This is a genomic window from Streptomyces sp. NPDC107559, assembly GCF_055657365.1.
The window spans coordinates 59,519-75,512 of record NZ_JBVKBD010000024.1 but is presented as its reverse complement, the minus strand read 5'-3'; the positions used below and the strand labels follow the sequence as shown (position 1 = coordinate 75,512).

Below are 15,994 nucleotides of genomic sequence, written 5' to 3'. Positions count from 1 at the left end.
GGCGTTGCTTGGTGGTGATGTGTACCGCGGGTGGAAGAGACCCGTGGAGAGTGGCGGGTGGGGCGCCGGCGGCCCCCCACCCGTCAACGTGTGCTCAGTAGCACGGGTGGGAACCCGTGGAGATCTTCATGCTGAGGCCGGGGAGCGTGAAGGTGCCGGCGGTGGTCGCCCACGCCGTCTGGTGCACGCCGTACAGGTCCGCCGTGTCCGCCTGCTGGGCGAAACCGTTGGGGTCGGCGTGCTCGTTGCCGCCCTTCATGCCCGGACCCTTGCCGCCCTTGTCCGCACCGGTGTTGCCGGCGGCCACACCGATGTCGATCCCGCCGAACACGGCCTTGTCGGCGCCGAGGTCCTCGACGTCGATGTACAGGTTGTCGGCCGAGACCTGCTTGTCCTCGGCCTTGCTGTCGCCTGCCCTCAGCGTCAGCGTGGCCGACCCGAAGAACGGGACGTTCGGCGTGACGACCGACTGGCACATGTTCTGGATGTGGGCACTCTTGAACGAGGACACCGCGACGGGGTGGACGTCGTCCCCGCTCTTGACGTCGGTCTCCAAGTCGATGGCACCGTACTGGACGAAGCCCTTGCCGTGGAGTTCGTCCGCCGTCACCTTGAACGACTGACCCGACACACTGAACGACGCGGCGAGCGCACCCTGCGCGAGGGCGATGCCTATACACGCCGTGGCGGCGACGCTGGGCACCATGACCACAGCGAACCGCTTCCATCTGGTCCCGCCACGCACCTGGGACTCCATATTTCCTCCTTCTCGGACGTACATCGCCTGCCCTCCGAATCGCCCTGTTCGGCGGCTCGGCCGAGCAGCGATGGGAGAAGTGCTACGTCCTCGGGAAGGAGAGCGCCCGGATCCGGCGGCGCTACCGCGCCTGGATCACCGGCGATCACCCCCGAGCGACAACCACTGGTCGCGCCTGACACACATCACGCACAACCCTGCCGGACAGGCTTCGCCCTGGGCGAAGACCCCCCTGTCCGAGAACCGGCGTCACTGCCGCCGGTTCTGCCCGGTGGGGACCCACCGTGTCCCGTGGGCCCGACCGGCTGTCGGGGGTACGGGAATGGACCGAGCGTCGCCGATCGTGGTGCATTCTGGCCGCCCGCACAAGGGGGTTCGTTACTGGCTAGTAACGGGGCGATAACCGTAGGACGACCCACAGGTCTCGTTCCGCGACGCTGGGTGGCACTTACGGGCAGTTCAGAGCCATCGATTTCAGGACAGATCCCGACAGAACAACGCCTGTGACTTACTGGAAGTAACAGCGGCCGCGATTACCAAGATTTGGTAAAGCGCGGCCGCCGTGGCGCCTCGATGGCGGAATTTTCACTCGGGCAACACTCGCCCCGACGTTTAGCGACAGGTCAGAACCGGGCCCGTACCCCGCCCGGGGACGACCCGCGCCCCCCTCAGAACAACGCCCGGGACAGCGCCCGGCGCGCCGTCGCGACCCGCGGGTCCTCGGCCCCGACGACCTCGAAGAGCTCCAGCAGCCGCAGCCGTACGGCCTCCCGGTCATCCCCCGCCGTCCGCTGCACGGTCTCGATCAGCCGCCCGAACGCGTCCTCGACATGCCCGCCGACCAGATCCAGGTCGGCCGCGGCGATCTGCGCCGCCGCGTCCTTCGGCCGCTCGGCCGCGTTCTTGCGCACCTCCTGCGGGTCGAGGTCCGCCACCCGCTGGAGCAACTCGGCCTGGGCGAGCCCGAGCTTGGCCTCCGGGTTGCCCGGGTCGTCGCTCAGCACGTTCTTGTACGCCTGGACGGCACCGCCCAGGTCACCCGAGTCCAGCGCCAGCACGGCGGCCTCCAGGAGTGCGTCGTACGGCCCCTCCTGCACCGCCGGGGCGGGCCCCCCGCCCGGCTCGGCGTCCGGGTCGACGGTCAGACCGGTCAGACCGAAGCGCTGCTCGGCGACCTGCACCAGCTGGTCGAGCGTCTGACGGATCTGCTCCTCGCCGGCCGCACCCTGGAAGAGGGGCAGCGCCTGTCCCGCCACCACGGCGAAGACGGCCGGGATCCCCTGGATCCCGAACTGCTGCATGAGCATCTGGTTGGCGTCGACGTCGATCTTGGCGAGCAGGAAGCGCCCGCCGTACTCGACCGCCAGGCGCTCCAGGACCGGGCTCAACTGCTTGCAGGGCTGGCACCACTCGGCCCAGAAGTCGATGACGACCGGAACCTCGGCGGAGCGCTGGAGGACATCGGTTTCGAAGGAGGCCTCGTCGACGTCGATGACGAGGTCGGCCGGGGAGACGGCTCCCGTCCCGCCGTGGCGGGCCGCTTCCGCGCGCGTCTGCTCGGCCTTGGCCTTGGCCTCCTGGGCCGCCTTCACCGCGGCGAGGTCGACGACGCCGCTCATGGACATGTTCCGTGGCTGCATGCGTCTATCCTCCCCCGTTCCCGCGCATGAGTGAAAAACGATGTGGCAGCCCGGTCCGGCTGTGTGCTGTTCGGCGCCGGGTCCCCACCCTGCGCCTGTGGTCGTCGCCCGTGTACGTCCGTCACAGGCTTTCGCTACGAGTCGTAGCGTAATGGCAGCCGGGGGGTACGCGACACCGATTTCCGGTGATCTCCCTCACGGCCGCACCGAACCGGCCGGTTATGGTCATGGGATGCACCGCCTCACCCCGTCCTGCGGCCGCCCCGGCCGCCCCGGCCGCCCCGGCCGCCCGCGCAACGCCGCCGCGGACGCCGCGATCCTGGCCGCGACCCGGCAGGCCCTGGTCGAACTGGGCTGGTCGAAGCTCGCGTTGGGGGACGTGGCGAGCCGCGCCGGGGTGGCGAAGACGACGCTCTACCGCCGCTGGGCCGGCAAGAACGAACTCGTGGTCGACGCCGTCGCCGAGCTCTTCGACGAACTCCGGCTGCCCGACCGCGGCTCCCTGGCCGCAGACATCGAGGGAGTGGTCCTCCAGTTCGCCGCGATCCTGGCCCGGCCCGAGGCCAAGAGCGGGCTGATGGCGGTGATCGCGGAGTCCACCCGCGACGACGCGCTGCGCGAACGCATCCGGACGTCGATCGTCGAACGCCAGAAGCGACTCGTCCTCGAAGGCCGCGCCCGCGCCCAGACCCGCGGCGAACTGCCCCCCGAGACGGACCCCGAGGAGGCCGCCCGCACGGTAGACCTGATCTTCGACGTGGTCGCGGGCGCGGTGGTGCACCGCACCCTGGTGAGCGCCGAACCGGCGGACGAGGAATGGGTACGGAGCTTCACCAGGGTGCTGCTGCTGGGCCTGACCGGCCCGCAGCAGTCCGCCTGAACGCGCACAGTCCGTCTCGCGCGCAGTCCGTCTCGCGCACAGTCCGTCTGAACGCGCACCCGCCCACCGGGCCCCGGCGACGGGGCACCGGCGGCCCGACGGGGCGTCAGAAGCCCGCGGGCTCCGTGTACACCCCCCACTCGTCCCGCAGCGCCCCGCAGATCTCCCCCAGGGTCGCCTCCGCCCGTACCGCGTCCAGCATCGGGCCGATCATGTTCGAGCCGTCGCGTGCGGCGGCGAGCATCGCCTGGAGCGCCGCCCGCACGGCCGCGTCGTCCCGTGCCGCCCTGCGGCCGGCGAGGGTGCGCACCTGCTCGCGCTCCACCTCGTGGCCGACCCGCAGGATCTCCAGGTCGCCGGTGACGGAGCCGGTGTGCACATTGACGCCGACGACCCGCTTCTCGCCCTTCTCCAGGGACTGCTGGTAGCGGAAGGCCGCCTCCGCGATCTCCCCGGTGAACCACCCGTCCTCGATCCCGCGCAGGATCCCGGAGGTGACCGGCCCGATGGGGTGCCGTCCGTCGGGGTGCGCCCGCAGCCCCCGCTCCTTGATCTGCTCGAAGATCTGCTCGGCGTCCGCCTCGATCCGGTCGGTGAGCTGCTCCACGTACCAGGAACCGCCCAGCGGGTCGGCCACGTTGGCGACGCCGGTCTCCTCCATGAGCACCTGCTGGGTGCGCAGCGCGATCTCCGCCGCCTGCGCGGAGGGCAGCGCGAGGGTCTCGTCCAGGGCGTTGGTGTGCAGCGAGTTGGTGCCGCCCAGCACCGCCGCCAGCGCCTCCACCGCCGTACGCACCACGTTGTTGTACGGCTGCTGCGCGGTCAGCGAGACACCCGCGGTCTGGGTGTGGAAGCGCAGCCACTGCGCCTTCTCGGACTTCGCGCCGTACACGTCCCGCAGCCAGCGCGCCCAGATCCGGCGGGCCGCACGGAACTTGGCGATCTCCTCGAAGAAATCGACGTGCGCGTCGAAGAAGAAGGACAGACCGGGGGCGAAGACGTCCACGTCGAGCCCGCGGCTCAGCCCGAGCTCCACGTATCCGAAGCCGTCGGCCAGCGTGTACGCCAGCTCCTGCGCGGCCGTCGAACCGGCCTCGCGGATGTGGTAGCCGGAGACGGACAGCGGCTTGTAGGCGGGAATGGCGGCCGCGCAGTGCTCCATCAGGTCGCCGATCAGGCGCAGATGCGGCTCGGGCCGGAAGAGCCACTCCTTCTGGGCGATGTACTCCTTGAAGATGTCCGTCTGGAGCGTGCCGTTGAGGACGGCCGGGTCCACGCCCTGCCGCTCGGCCGCGACCAGGTACATGCAGAACACCGGGACGGCCGGACCGCTGATCGTCATCGACGTGGTGACCTCGCCCAGCGGGATGTCCCGGAACAGGACCTCCATGTCGGCGGCGGAGTCGACGGCGACCCCGCAGTGCCCGACCTCGCCCAGCGAGCGCGGGTCGTCGGAGTCGCGGCCCATCAGGGTCGGCATGTCGAAGGCGACGGAGAGCCCGCCCCCGCCGTGGGCGAGGATCATCTTGTAGCGCTCGTTGGTCTGCTCGGCGTTGCCGAACCCGGCGAACTGCCGGATGGTCCAGGTGCGCCCCCGGTAGCCGGTCGGGTACAGCCCGCGGGTGAAGGGGTACTCCCCGGGCCAGCCGATCCGCTCGAAACCCCCGTAGTGGTCCCCGGGCCGGGGTCCGTACGCCGGCTCCACCGGGTCGCCCGAGAGCGTGGTGAAGTCGGCGTCCCGCTTGCGTGCGGCGTCGTACCGGGCCTGCCAGCGTCGGCGGCCCTCCTCGATCGCGTCGGCGTCCATACCTGCAAATTTACTAGGACGTCCTAGTAAGCGTCGATGGAGAACCGCCGCACGGACACCCGTACGGCGGTACCGGTTACGCCTTGGCGACGGCGGGGGAACCCTCCGCGACCGTCGGCTCCAGCTCGCGGCTGATCCCGCGCTCCACGAAGAAGGCGGCCGTGGGGATGGTCCCGGCCAGCAGCACCCACAGCTGCTTGCCGACCGGCCACTTCGCCTTGGAGCCGAGGTCGAAGGCGAAGACCAGGTAGACGACGTACAGCCAGCCGTGCGCGATCGCGACGACCCGGGTGACGTCCGCGGCGCCGTCGACGTCGAGGCCGTACTTGGCGATCATGGCGAGGCACAGCAGGACGAGCAGCACGCCGGTGACATAGGCCAGGACGCGGTAGCGCGTCAGCACGCTTTTCTTCATGCCGACGAGCGTAACCGTCCGTTCCGGGAGATCTTGTCCGGGGCCACGCTGGGGCCACGCCGGGGCCACCGGGTGGAATACCGGGTGGGTTACCGGTCGTCGAAGTCGTTCGCGGCGACCCGCAGGGGGCGCAGCAGCGCGAAGATCTCCGCGCACTCCTCGGCGTCGTACACCCCGAGCCCGAAGTCCATCGCCATCAGGTCGCGGGTGGCCGCCTCGACCACCTCGCGGCCCTTGGCGGTGATGGTGGCGAGGGTGCCGCGGCCGTCGTTGGGGTTGGGGCGCTTGTCCACCAGGCCGGAGCGCACCAGCCGGTCCACCGTGTTCGTCACCGACGTCGGATGCACCATGAGCCGCTCGCCGATCTTCGACATCGGCAGCTCACCCGCCTTGGAGAAGTTGAGCAGCACCAGCGCCTCGTAGCGCGCGAACGTCAGCTCGTAGGGCTTGACGACCGCGTCGACCTCGGCGAGCAGGATCTGGTGCGCGCGCATGATCGAGGTGATCGCGGCCATCGACGGCACACTTCCCCACCGCTGCTTCCACAGTTCGTCGGCGCGGGCGATGGGATCGAAGGGAAGGCTGAGGGGCTTCGGCACGTCGTCAGACATTACCCGTCGGTCATATCGCGGTCAGCCCTGTCTCGCCTTTCGGTCCGGCGGGCCTGCACGGCGAGCAGCGTGCAGCACACCGCGCCCAGCGCCCCGGCCCCCGCGACGGCCGCCCGCACGCCCGCCACCTCGGCCGCCGCACCGGCCAGCGCCATGCCCAGGCCCTGGAGCGTCATCAGTCCGGCGGTCAGCAGGGTCATCGCCCGGCCGCGCAGTTCCTCCGGCACGTCCCGCACCAGCCACTGGTCGACGCCGAGCGTGTACGCGGAGCCCGCGCCCGCGACGAGGAGCAGCAGCAGGGAGAGCGCCAGGCCGGGGTGGAGGGCGTAGCCGAGGTAGGGCAGCAGGGTGAGGCAGACCAGCGGCAGCGCGACGCGCTCGCGGGTGGCGGGCCGCAGCCGGGCGCCCGCGAACAGTTCCCCGGCGATCGTGCCGACCGGCAGGGCGCACATCAGCAGGCCCAGGCCGGTGGAGCCGGCGCCGAGGCCGTCGGCGTACGGCGCGGCCAGGGCTTCGGGTGCCACGGAGAACATCGGCGGCACCCAGGACAGCAGCAGCAGGACCCGTACCCGGCGGTCGGCGAGCACCTGCCGGGCCCCGCGCAGGGAGTCCCCCACCAGCGCGCCGGTGCCGCGGGCGCGGGCCGGGCGGCGCCGGGTGCCCAGCCGCAGCAGGGCCGCCGAGGCGAGGAAGGTGCCGACGGTGACCAGCAGCGCGTGGCGCGGGGAGACCACGGTGAGCAGCAGGCCGCCCAGTCCGTAGCCGACGAGCAGCGCGCTCTGCGCGACGATCCGCAGCAGGGAGCGGCCGAGGACGAACAGGTCGCCGTCGCCGAGGATGTCGGCGAGGGTGGCCATCCGGGTCCCGGAGAACACCGGTGAGACGACGGCGAGCACACAGCGCAGGGCCAGCAGTACGGCGATGGGCGCGCCCGGCGTCACCATCAGCGCCACGCAGCCGGCGCAGACGAGGTCGCACACCACCAGCACACGGCGGGCCGGGTGGCGGTCGGCGACCCCGGCGAGCAGGGTGCCGCCGATCAGGTAGGGCAGGAAGCCGAGCGCGAAGGCCAGTGCGCTCAGCAGGGGGGAGCCGGTCAGGTCGTAGACCAGGACGGACAGCGCGATCTCGGCGACGACCACGCCGAGCATGGACAGCAGGTGGGCGGCGAAGACGGCGCGGAACTCGCGGACCGCGAAGACCCGGGCGTATCCCGTGGGCGCGGGGGCGGCGGTCGGCTCGGGGGCGGCGGGCCCGGGGGTCTCCGGCAGTGTCGTCGTGGTCTGGGGTTCTTCCGGCATGGCAGCAGGGTGCGGTCCGGCGCGCGGACGGTCGTAGAGTTTCGGCTCAGACCGAATCGAAGGCCGGACGGGGAGAGGTGGTGGGGTCGTGCCGATGCGGCTGCACTTCGGCGAGGACGACTTCCTGCGCTGCCGGTTCGCGCTCTCGCCGCTGTGGGAGACGCAGGAGGCGGTGCGCACCCTCAAGCGGTCCGACCGGCACGGCTACCACGCGCACTGGCTGCGCCGGATCCGCGCGGCGGCCGACACGCTCGACCTGAGCGGGCTGTGGCTGGTGATGCCGCGCCGCGGCCACTCCCCCGACTGGCTGGGCGCGCCGCCGATCGGCCCCGCGGCCGGTTTCGAGGAGGAGATCGCCGCGGTGCGCGCCGCCGATCCGGAGGCGGCCCGCGCGGACACGGCCCGCTCCCTCGCGGACACCCCGGGCGCGCTCGACTCGCCGCGCGGCCGGGCCTGGCTGGCGGACCCGGCCCGCATGATCCGGGAGCTGTCGGACGCGCTGGAGGAGGTCTGGCACACCCTGCTGGCGCCGGACTGGCCCCGGCTGCGGGCGCTGCTGGAGGCGGACATCGCCTTCCACTCGCGCCGGCTGGCCGAGGTCGGTCTGGGCGGGCTGCTGCCGGAGGTCAACCGGCGCTGCGGCTGGCACGCCGGGACGCTGACCGTCGAGACGCACATCGAGTACGAGCGGCACCTCGGCGGGCAGGGGCTGGTGCTCATGCCGAGCGTGTTCAGCTGGCCGGACGTCATCAGCGGCTTCGAGCCGCCCTGGCAGCCGACGCTGGTCTACCCGGCGCGGGGCATCGGCGGGCTGTGGGCCGAGCCGGCCGACCGGCTGCCCGACGCGCTGGTCCGGCTGCTGGGCCGCGGCCGGGCCGCCGTGCTGACGGCGCTGGACGAGCCCGCCAGTACCTCGGCCCTCGCGCCCAGGCTGGGGCTCGCGCCGTCGTCGGTGTCCGCGCATCTGACCGCGCTGCGCGACGCGGGCCTGCTGACCGCGCGGCGGTACGGCCATCAGGTGCTGTACGAGCGGACACCCCTGGGAATCGCCCTCGCCTCGGGCGGCTGATCGCCCGCAGAGGGTGCCAGGGGTCCCGAGGGGAGTGCCCCTCGCCCCAGCACGCGCCCGCTGACCCGCGCCCGCTCGCCTCCGCCCGTGCCCGCGCCCGTGCCCGCGCCCGCGCCCGTGCCGGCGGACGAGCGTCCGTGCCACGTCGCTCGGACCAGGTGCTCGGGCCAGGTGCTCGAGCAGGCGCTCAGACCAGGTCGAGCAGCCCGGCCAGGAGGTCGTACAGGGTCTTCTCCGGGTAGGCCACCGCGTCCTGCGACCGCCACGCCACATATCCGTCGGGCCGGACCAGCACCGCGCCCCGCGGTGTCGTGCCGTGCAGCACGGACCAGTCCGTGCCGTCCTGGGGGGCGAGGTCGGCGAGCGGGCCCCGGCCGACGCGGTACGACTCCAGGCGTACCGCGAGCCGTTCGGCGACCCGCTGCGCCGCCGTGTGCCAGGCCGTGTCCTCGGCGCCGCTGAGCAGCACGAACGAGGTCTCGTACAGGTCGACGGTGGAGGTCCGCACGCCGGAGCGCAGCAGCCACATGTGCGGGGCGCGGCTGCCGGGCTCACCGGTCATCGCCATCTCGTCGGGCACCACCGGGCCCTCGGGGTCGGTGCCGACCACGGCGCCGCGGGGGTAGCGGTAGCCCAGGGCCACCTTCAGCACACCGCCCTGGCGGGCGCCGCCCGCGCCACCCGCGCCGGGGGCGGGGGCGTAGCCCGGGTGGCTGTGCTCCACCGAACGGGCCGCCGCCCGCGCGCTGGTGGCCAGGGCCACCGGCTTGCGCTCCGCCTCGTAGGACTCCAGCAGGCCGGGTCCCGCCCAGCCGTTGAGCACGGCGGCGAGCTTCCAGGCGAGGTTGTGCGCGTCCTGGATACCGGTGTTGGAGCCGAACGCGCCGGTCGGTGACATCTCGTGGGCGGAGTCCCCGGCGAGGAAGATCCGGCCGGCCGAGTAGCGCTCGGCGACCCGCTGCGCCGCGTGCCAGGGCGCCTTGCCGGTGATCCGCACGTCCAGGTCCGGGACGCCGACGGCCCGGCGGATGTGGGCGATGCAGCGCTCCTCGGTGAAGTCCTCCAGCGTCTCGCCGCGCTCGGGGTGCCAGGGCGCGTGGAAGACCCACTTCTCCACGTTGTCCACCGGCAACAGCGCGCCGTCCGCGTCCGGGGCGGTCAGGTAGCAGCAGATGAAGCGCCGGTCGCCGACCGCGTCCGCGAGCTTGAGGGAGTCGAAGGTGACGCTCACGTTGTGGAACAGGTCGCCCGGACCCGTCTGGCCGATGCCCAGCCCCTCCCGGACCGGGCTGCGCGGACCGTCGGCCGCGACGAGGTACTCGGCGCGCACGGTGGTGTGCTGCCCGCTGTCCCGGTTCTTCACGACCGCGGTGATCCCCTCGCCGTCCTGCCCGACGGAGATCAGCTCGGTGGAGAACCGGATGTCGCCGCCCAGGTCGCGGGCGCACTTGAGCAGCACCGGTTCCAGGTCGTTCTGGCTGCACAGGCACCAGCCGCTCGGGCTGAAGCGGGCCAGGCCGCCGCCCGGGTCGATCTCCTTGAACAGCCACTCGCCCGCGCCGCCGGTCAGGGAAGGGGCCTGGAGGATGCCGTGGTTGTCGGCCAGGGTCGAGGCGGCCTCGCGGATCTGCTGCTCGGCCCCGGCGACCCTGAACAGTTCCATCGTGCGCACGTTGTTGCCGCGGCCGCGAGGGTGTCTGGAGGTGCCCGCGTGCTTCTCGACGACCAGGTGCGGGATGCCGAGTCGGCCCAGGAACAGTGAGGCGGACAGTCCCACGAGGGACCCGCCCACGACGAGTACGGGTACGTGATGCTCGACTTCTTCGGTCATCAATGCCTCCAGCAGCGGACCCCGGCTACAGGGCTTCCATGGACCCCCGGCTACAGGGCTTCCATGCCCCGGCGGGAGGGGTTCGCTCGCCTCATTCACCCGACTGGTCACCCCGTACGTCACCCGCTTCGCCCGGGTGGTCACCCACGTGGTTCACGCGAGTCGCGCCGCCCTGCGGACCGAACCACGATCGGGGTCCGGGCCGTTCGCCGCTCCCGGCACCGGGAGCGCCCCGGAAAGTCACTGAGGAGATGTGTGCTGGATGTCAATCTCGGAACGTGTATCGGAACGTGTGTCGGAACGCGTGTCGGACCGTGTCTCGCGCCGGGCCTCGCAGCGGATCTCGGAGCGGGTGTCGCAGTCCGCCTTCGACGGCTCCCGGCTGCGGGTCATCCTGCTGCTGGACCTTCACGACGGCGCCCAGAAGCAGTTCCTGGAAGCCTACGAGCAGATGCGCAACCAGGTGGCCTCCGTCCCCGGCCACATCAGCGACCAGCTGTGCCAGTCGATCGAGAACCCCTCGCAGTGGCTGATCACCAGTGAGTGGGAGAGCGCGCCGCCGTTCCTCGCCTGGGTCAACAGCGAGGAGCACGTCGAGACGGTCCAGCCGCTGCACAGCTGCGTGCGCGACACCCGCTCGCTGCGCTTCAGCGTGCTGCGCGAGACGGGCAACGTCGCCCCGGCGCTGCCCGAGTCGGAGAAGGGCCGCTTCCAGGCTACGGCCCGGGTGGGCGACGGCGTGGTACGCCACGCCCTCACTTTCACCGTGAAGCCGGGCAGCGAGCGGATCGTCGCCGATCTCCTCGCCGGCTACTCCTCGCCGCGGGCGCAGGTCGACGAGAACACCCGGCTGCGCCGCACCTCGCTGTTCATGCACGGCAACCGGGTCGTGCGGGCCATCGAGGTGGAGGGCGACCTGATGGCCGCGCTGCGCCACGTGTCCCGGCAGCCCGAGGTCCGGGCGGTCGAGGAGGCCATCAACCCCTATCTGGAGCAGGACCGGGACCTCAGCGACCCGGGATCGGCCCGGCTCTTCTTCACCCGGGCGGCGCTGCCCGCGGTGCACCACGTGGCGGTCGGCGCCGGACAGCCCCAGGACGTCAAGCGGCACGCGCTGTTCTACCCGGCCAAGCAGGGCTCCGGTATGGCCCTGGCCCGGCTGCTGGCCCGCGAGGACGAGGCGGCGGCCGACGACCCGGCGAACCCCGTGCACTGCAGCACGATCTTCCAGCGCGACGACATCGTCGTGCGACTGGTCGACGTACGGGGCGACCTCGCGCACGACCCCGTCCTGACCCTCGGTCTCACGGGCGGCCGCAACGGAGCGGTCCTGAGCCGGCTGCTCGACGGCAACGCGCTCGGCGTCGACGGCGCGCCGGTCACCGAGCAGGACCTGGCCCGGTTCATCGAGCGGTCCGACATGAAGCTCGTCACCGACCGCACCGCGTCGGACGCCTGACGGCGGGTCCGGCCCGGTCAGCGGCCGGACACGCAGGCTCCGTCGGCACCGGCCGACGGGCCGGCCGTACCCACCAACCGGAGGAAACACATGACCACGCCCCGCCCACGCATCGTGGACCTGAGCGAGACCGAGCCCAACACCCGGCGCGGAGGTGACCTGCGCGCGATGCTCACGCCCACCGCGGTCGGCGCCAAGTCCGGCTTCATGGGGCTCGCCATCGTCCAGCCCGGCGACCGCATCGGCGAGCACTACCACCCGTACTCCGAGGAGTTCGTGTACGTCGTGAGCGGTCAGCTCGAAGTCGACCTGGACGGCGAGACCTTCCCGATCCGGGCCGACCAGGGCCTGCTGATCCCGATCAACATGCGCCACCGCTTCCGCAACGTGGGCAGCGTGGAGGCCCGGATGGTCTTCCACCTGGGCCCGCTGGCGCCGCGCCCCAAGCTCGGCCACGTCGACACCGAGGTGACCGAGGAGACGGAAGGAGCCTGCATGCACCTGACGCCCGAGCGAGTCGAGGCGGTGTCATGACCCGGCGCGTGGCGGTCACCGGCGTCGGCATCGTGGCCCCGGGCGGCGTGGGCGTACCGGCGTTCTGGGACCTCCTGGCGAACGGCCGCACCGCGACGAGGGGCATCACGCTCTTCGACCCGGCGGGTCTGCGTTCGCGTATCGCGGCCGAGGTCGACTTCGACCCGGCCGCCCACGGAATCGACGCGGCGACGACCGAGCGCGCCGACCGCTATGTCCAGTTCGCCATGGTGGCCGCCCGGGAGGCGGTCAGCGACGCGGGGCTCGACCCGGAGAAGGAGGATCCCTGGCGGATGGGGGTGTCCCTGGGCACCGCCGTGGGTGGCACCACGCGCCTGGAGAACGACTACGTGGCGGTCAGCGAGAAGGGCCGACGCTGGGATGTCGACCACCGCCGGGCGGCTCCTCATCTGCACCGCGCCTTCTCCCCGAGCGCCCTCGCCTCCGAGGTCGCCGAGCAGTTCGGGGCGCACGGTCCGGTGCAGACCGTCTCCACGGGCTGCACCTCGGGTCTCGACGCGATCGGCTACGCCTTCCACGCCGTACAGGAGGGCCGGGTCGACGTCTGTATAGCCGGCGCCTCGGACTCGCCGATCTCCCCGATCACGATGGCGTGCTTCGACGCCATCAAGGCGACCTCTCCGAACAACGACGACCCCGAGCACGCGTCCCGGCCGTTCGACAAGGACCGCAACGGGTTCGTCATGGGTGAGGGCGGAGCCGTCCTCGTCCTGGAGGAGCTCGAACACGCCCGCGCCCGCGGGGCCCGCGTGTACTGCGAGATCGGCGGCTACGCCACCTTCGGCAACGCCTACCACATGACCGGTCTCACCCGGGAGGGCCTGGAGATGGCGCGCGCCATCGACGACGCGCTCGCCCACGCCCGGCTGGACGGCTCGGACATCGACTACGTCAACGCCCACGGTTCCGGTACGCAGCAGAACGACCGGCACGAGACGGCCGCGGTGAAGCGGTCGCTGGGCGATCACGCCTACCGGACGCCGATGAGCTCGATCAAGTCGATGGTGGGCCACTCGCTGGGTGCCATCGGGGCGATCGAGGTGCTGGCCTGTGTGCTGGCCCTGGTCCACCAGGTCGTGCCGCCGACGGCGAACTACACGACCCCGGACCCCGAGTGCGACCTCGACTACGTGCCGCGCACCGCGCGCAAGGCGAAGCTGCGCAACGTGCTGTCCGTCGGCAGCGGCTTCGGCGGCTTCCAGTCCGCGGTGATTCTCACCCGGCCCGACGGGAGGACCCGATGACGTCACAGCGAGCCCGGCGCGCCGCCGTCACCGGCATAGGCGTCGTCGCCCCCAACGGGCTGAGCACCGAGACCTTCTGGAAGGCGACCCAGGAGGGCGTCAGCGTCCTGGACCGGGTGACCCGCGAAGGATGCGAGCACCTGCCCCTGCGGATCGCGGGCGAGGTCCGCGGCTTCGATCCCTCGGAACTGGTCGAGGAGCGGTTCCTCGTCCAGACGGACCGGTTCACCCACTTCGCGATGGCCGCGGCCGACGGCGCCCTGGCGGACGCCCGGCTGGGCCGCGCCGACACCGACCGGGATCCGTTCGCGGTCGGCGTGGTGACGGCCGCGGGCTCCGGCGGCGGCGAGTTCGGCCAGCGGGAACTCCAGCGGCTGTGGAGCCAGGGTCCCCGGTTCGTGGGTCCGTACCAGTCCATCGCCTGGTTCTACGCGGCGAGCACCGGCCAGGTGTCCATCCGCGGCGGGTTCAAGGGACCGTGCGGCGTGGTGGCCAGCGACGAGGCCGGTGGCCTGGACGCGCTGGCGCACGCGGCCCGCGCGGTGCGCCGGGGCACCGGCGTGGTCGTGACCGGGGCCGCCGAGGCCCCGCTGGCGCCGTACTCGATGGTCTGCCAGCTCGGCTACGACGACCTCAGCACCAGCGACGACCCGACTCACGCCTACCGGCCCTTCACGGCAGCCGCCTGCGGGTTCGTGCCCGCCGAGGGCGGCGCGATGATCGTGGTCGAGGACGAGGCGGCGGCGCGGGAGCGGGAGGCCACCGTCCGGGCGTTCATCGCCGGGCACGGGGCGACCTTCACCGGCGCGTCCCTCTGGGAGCGGTCCCGGGAGGGGCTGGCCCAGGCGATCCGGGTCGCGCTCGACGAGGCCCGGTGCGCCCCGGAGGAGGTCGACGTCGTGTTCGCGGACGCCTTCGGGACACCGGAGGCCGACCGTGCCGAGGCGCTGGCGATCGCCGACGTCCTGGGCGCGCACGGCCGGCGGGTGCCGGTGACGGCGCCCAAGACCGGGATCGGCCGGGCGTACTGCGGGGCGCCGGTGCTGGACGTCGCGGCGGCGGTGCTGGCCATGGAACACGGACTCGTACCGCCCACGCCGAACGTCTACGACCCCTGCCACGACCTCGACCTGGTGACCGGGCGGGCGCGTCCCGCACAGCTGCGCACCGCCCTGGTCGTCAGCCGGGGACTCATGGGCTCCAACGCGGCCCTCGTGCTGCGGCACGGCGCCCATGCCCTCTGAGAAGAAGGAGAGACAGATGGACGACCAACTGACCGCACGGGAACTGGCCGCGCTGATGAAGAAGGCGGCCGGCGTCACGGTGGTCGCCGACGAGCTGGAGCTCCGGCTCGACGCCGGCTTCGACGAGTTCGGGCTGGACTCGCTCGGCCTGCTCGGCATCGTCGGCGAGCTGGAGAACAACCACGCCATGGTGCTGCCGCCCGACGCGGAGCGCTGCCGGACCCCGCGCGAATTCCTCGACCTCGTCAACAGCAACGTAGTGGCAGGAGCCTGACATGGCAGGACACACCGAGAACGAGATCACCATCGCCGCTCCCCTGGATCTCGTCTGGGACATGACCAACGACATCGAGAACTGGACGGAGCTGTTCAGCGAGTACGCCTCCGTCGAGGTCCTGTCCCGGGAGAACGGCAAGACCACCTTCCGCCTCACCATGCACCCGGACGACAACGGCAAGGTCTGGAGCTGGGTGTCGGAGCGTGAGCCCGACCGGGAGCGGCTCATGGTCAGGGCCCGCCGGGTGGAGACCGGCCCGTTCGCCTACATGAACATCAAGTGGGTGTACGAGGAGACCCCGGCCGGTACCCGGATGCACTGGACGCAGGACTTCGAGATGAAGCCCGACGCACCCGTGGACGACGCCTGGATGACCGAGAACATCAACCGCAACTCGGTCGTCCAGCTCCAGCTCATCCGGGACAAGGTCGAGCAGCGCGCCCGCCGGCGCGCGCCCGCCTCCGTCACCCACGGCTGACCGGCCCCTCGTCCCCACCTGTCGGCCCGCGGACCGTCCGTCCGGACGGTCCGCCCGGCTCGCCGCCCCGAGAGGAACGCCCCCTGATGCACCAGACACTGATCGTGGCCCGGATGGCGCCGGGCTCGGCCCCGGACATCGCGAAGGTGTTCGCGGAGTCCGACGACGGCGAACTGCCGCACCTCATCGGCGTCACGCGCCGCACCCTGTTCCAGTTCGACGACGTGTACATGCACCTCGTGCAGGGCGAGCGCCCGCTCGGCCCCGCGATCGCGAAGGTGGCCGGCCATCCGGCCTTCAAGGAGATCAGCGACCGGCTCACCGCGTACGTGAGCGCGTACGACCCGGCGACCTGGCGCGGCCCGAAGGACGCGATGGCCCACGAGTTCTACCGCTGGGAGCGCGACGGCCGCTCCTGACGCGTCC

Annotated in this window: 16 protein-coding genes; 9 read left to right on the top strand and 7 right to left on the bottom strand. The window is 72.1% G+C overall.

The features are described from left to right. Positions 1-94: 94 nt before the first annotated feature. Positions 95-757, bottom strand: coding sequence for a DUF6230 family protein (locus tag ACZ7OY_RS39890; RefSeq protein ID WP_472250449.1), 663 nt, complete (start codon positions 755-757; stop codon positions 95-97). A gap of 668 nt (positions 758-1,425) precedes the next feature. Continuing rightward, the gene (locus tag ACZ7OY_RS39885) at positions 1,426-2,397 is read right to left on the bottom strand and encodes a tetratricopeptide repeat protein (protein WP_472250448.1); all 972 of its coding nucleotides are present in this window, start codon (positions 2,395-2,397) and stop codon (positions 1,426-1,428) included. A gap of 232 nt (positions 2,398-2,629) precedes the next feature. Between ACZ7OY_RS39885 and ACZ7OY_RS39880 the strand changes: the two genes are divergently transcribed. After that, positions 2,630-3,277, top strand: a complete 648-nt coding sequence (locus tag ACZ7OY_RS39880; RefSeq protein WP_472250447.1) for a TetR/AcrR family transcriptional regulator — start codon at positions 2,630-2,632, stop codon at positions 3,275-3,277. Between the two features lie 106 nt (positions 3,278-3,383). Here the strand turns inward: ACZ7OY_RS39880 and ACZ7OY_RS39875 are convergent, their stop codons facing one another. The 4 genes from ACZ7OY_RS39875 to ACZ7OY_RS39860 all read right to left on the bottom strand — a co-directional run bounded on the left by ACZ7OY_RS39875 (position 3,384) and on the right by ACZ7OY_RS39860 (position 7,411). Further along, a complete protein-coding gene (locus ACZ7OY_RS39875) occupies positions 3,384-5,084 on the bottom strand; it encodes an acyl-CoA mutase large subunit family protein (RefSeq protein WP_472250446.1) in 1,701 nt (566 codons plus the stop codon). A gap of 76 nt (positions 5,085-5,160) precedes the next feature. Beyond that, positions 5,161-5,499, bottom strand: coding sequence for a DUF3817 domain-containing protein (locus ACZ7OY_RS39870; protein WP_472250445.1), 339 nt, complete (start codon positions 5,497-5,499; stop codon positions 5,161-5,163). 89 nt (positions 5,500-5,588) lie between these two features. Then, entirely contained in the window at positions 5,589-6,098 is a 510-nt protein-coding gene (locus tag ACZ7OY_RS39865; protein WP_351610536.1) for a MarR family winged helix-turn-helix transcriptional regulator, read from the bottom strand. Positions 6,099-6,109: 11 nt separating this feature from the next. After that, positions 6,110-7,411: an MFS transporter gene (locus ACZ7OY_RS39860; RefSeq protein ID WP_472250444.1), complete on the bottom strand. Its 1,302-nt coding sequence runs from the start codon at positions 7,409-7,411 to the stop codon at positions 6,110-6,112. Between the two features lie 88 nt (positions 7,412-7,499). Between ACZ7OY_RS39860 and ACZ7OY_RS39855 the strand changes: the two genes are divergently transcribed. Beyond that, complete coding sequence (locus tag ACZ7OY_RS39855; protein ID WP_472250443.1) at positions 7,500-8,480, top strand: ArsR/SmtB family transcription factor; 981 nt, start codon at positions 7,500-7,502, stop codon at positions 8,478-8,480. Positions 8,481-8,667: 187 nt separating this feature from the next. Here ACZ7OY_RS39855 and ACZ7OY_RS39850 read toward each other — a convergent pair whose 3' ends face one another. Continuing rightward, positions 8,668-10,311 carry an FAD-dependent oxidoreductase gene (locus ACZ7OY_RS39850; protein WP_472250442.1) on the bottom strand — a complete coding sequence of 548 codons (1,644 nt, stop codon included), beginning with the start codon at positions 10,309-10,311 and terminating at the stop codon, positions 8,668-8,670. Positions 10,312-10,615: 304 nt separating this feature from the next. Between ACZ7OY_RS39850 and ACZ7OY_RS39845 the strand changes: the two genes are divergently transcribed. The 7 genes from ACZ7OY_RS39845 to ACZ7OY_RS39815 all read left to right on the top strand — a co-directional run bounded on the left by ACZ7OY_RS39845 (position 10,616) and on the right by ACZ7OY_RS39815 (position 15,987). Continuing rightward, positions 10,616-11,770, top strand: coding sequence for a SchA/CurD-like domain-containing protein (locus tag ACZ7OY_RS39845; RefSeq protein WP_472250441.1), 1,155 nt, complete (start codon positions 10,616-10,618; stop codon positions 11,768-11,770). Between the two features lie 90 nt (positions 11,771-11,860). Then, a complete protein-coding gene (locus tag ACZ7OY_RS39840) occupies positions 11,861-12,304 on the top strand; it encodes a cupin domain-containing protein (RefSeq protein WP_351610550.1) in 444 nt (147 codons plus the stop codon). Next, positions 12,301-13,569, top strand: a complete 1,269-nt coding sequence (locus ACZ7OY_RS39835) for a beta-ketoacyl-[acyl-carrier-protein] synthase family protein (protein WP_472250440.1) — start codon at positions 12,301-12,303, stop codon at positions 13,567-13,569. Before ACZ7OY_RS39840 ends, ACZ7OY_RS39835 begins: the two co-directional genes overlap by 4 nt. Further along, a complete protein-coding gene (locus ACZ7OY_RS39830; RefSeq protein WP_472250439.1) occupies positions 13,566-14,813 on the top strand; it encodes a ketosynthase chain-length factor in 1,248 nt (415 codons plus the stop codon). The genes ACZ7OY_RS39835 and ACZ7OY_RS39830 overlap by 4 nt, the downstream gene beginning before the upstream one ends. A gap of 16 nt (positions 14,814-14,829) precedes the next feature. Beyond that, positions 14,830-15,087: an acyl carrier protein gene (locus tag ACZ7OY_RS39825; protein ID WP_351610558.1), complete on the top strand. Its 258-nt coding sequence runs from the start codon at positions 14,830-14,832 to the stop codon at positions 15,085-15,087. Between the two features lies 1 nt (position 15,088). Further along, positions 15,089-15,568 carry an SRPBCC family protein gene (locus tag ACZ7OY_RS39820; RefSeq protein ID WP_472250438.1) on the top strand — a complete coding sequence of 160 codons (480 nt, stop codon included), beginning with the start codon at positions 15,089-15,091 and terminating at the stop codon, positions 15,566-15,568. 86 nt (positions 15,569-15,654) lie between these two features. Continuing rightward, entirely contained in the window at positions 15,655-15,987 is a 333-nt protein-coding gene (locus tag ACZ7OY_RS39815) for a TcmI family type II polyketide cyclase (RefSeq protein WP_351610564.1), read from the top strand. The last annotated feature ends 7 nt before the right edge of the window (positions 15,988-15,994 follow it).

Excerpts from the sequence above, each read along its gene's own strand:
- ACZ7OY_RS39885 (WP_472250448.1), bottom strand. The coding sequence starts at position 2,397 with ATGCAGCCACGGAACATGTCCATGAGCGGCGTCGTCGACCTCGCCGCG.
- ACZ7OY_RS39880 (WP_472250447.1), top strand. The coding sequence starts at position 2,630 with ATGCACCGCCTCACCCCGTCCTGCGGCCGCCCCGGCCGCCCCGGCCGC.
- ACZ7OY_RS39820 (WP_472250438.1), top strand. The coding sequence starts at position 15,089 with ATGGCAGGACACACCGAGAACGAGATCACCATCGCCGCTCCCCTGGAT.
- ACZ7OY_RS39875 (WP_472250446.1), bottom strand. The coding sequence starts at position 5,084 with ATGGACGCCGACGCGATCGAGGAGGGCCGCCGACGCTGGCAGGCCCGG.
- ACZ7OY_RS39890 (WP_472250449.1), bottom strand. The coding sequence starts at position 757 with ATGGAGTCCCAGGTGCGTGGCGGGACCAGATGGAAGCGGTTCGCTGTG.
- ACZ7OY_RS39870 (WP_472250445.1), bottom strand. The coding sequence starts at position 5,499 with ATGAAGAAAAGCGTGCTGACGCGCTACCGCGTCCTGGCCTATGTCACC.
- ACZ7OY_RS39860 (WP_472250444.1), bottom strand. The coding sequence starts at position 7,411 with ATGCCGGAAGAACCCCAGACCACGACGACACTGCCGGAGACCCCCGGG.
- ACZ7OY_RS39835 (WP_472250440.1), top strand. The coding sequence starts at position 12,301 with ATGACCCGGCGCGTGGCGGTCACCGGCGTCGGCATCGTGGCCCCGGGC.
- ACZ7OY_RS39850 (WP_472250442.1), bottom strand. The coding sequence starts at position 10,311 with ATGACCGAAGAAGTCGAGCATCACGTACCCGTACTCGTCGTGGGCGGG.
- ACZ7OY_RS39840 (WP_351610550.1), top strand. The coding sequence starts at position 11,861 with ATGACCACGCCCCGCCCACGCATCGTGGACCTGAGCGAGACCGAGCCC.
- ACZ7OY_RS39815 (WP_351610564.1), top strand. The coding sequence starts at position 15,655 with ATGCACCAGACACTGATCGTGGCCCGGATGGCGCCGGGCTCGGCCCCG.
- ACZ7OY_RS39825 (WP_351610558.1), top strand. The coding sequence starts at position 14,830 with ATGGACGACCAACTGACCGCACGGGAACTGGCCGCGCTGATGAAGAAG.
- ACZ7OY_RS39830 (WP_472250439.1), top strand. The coding sequence starts at position 13,566 with ATGACGTCACAGCGAGCCCGGCGCGCCGCCGTCACCGGCATAGGCGTC.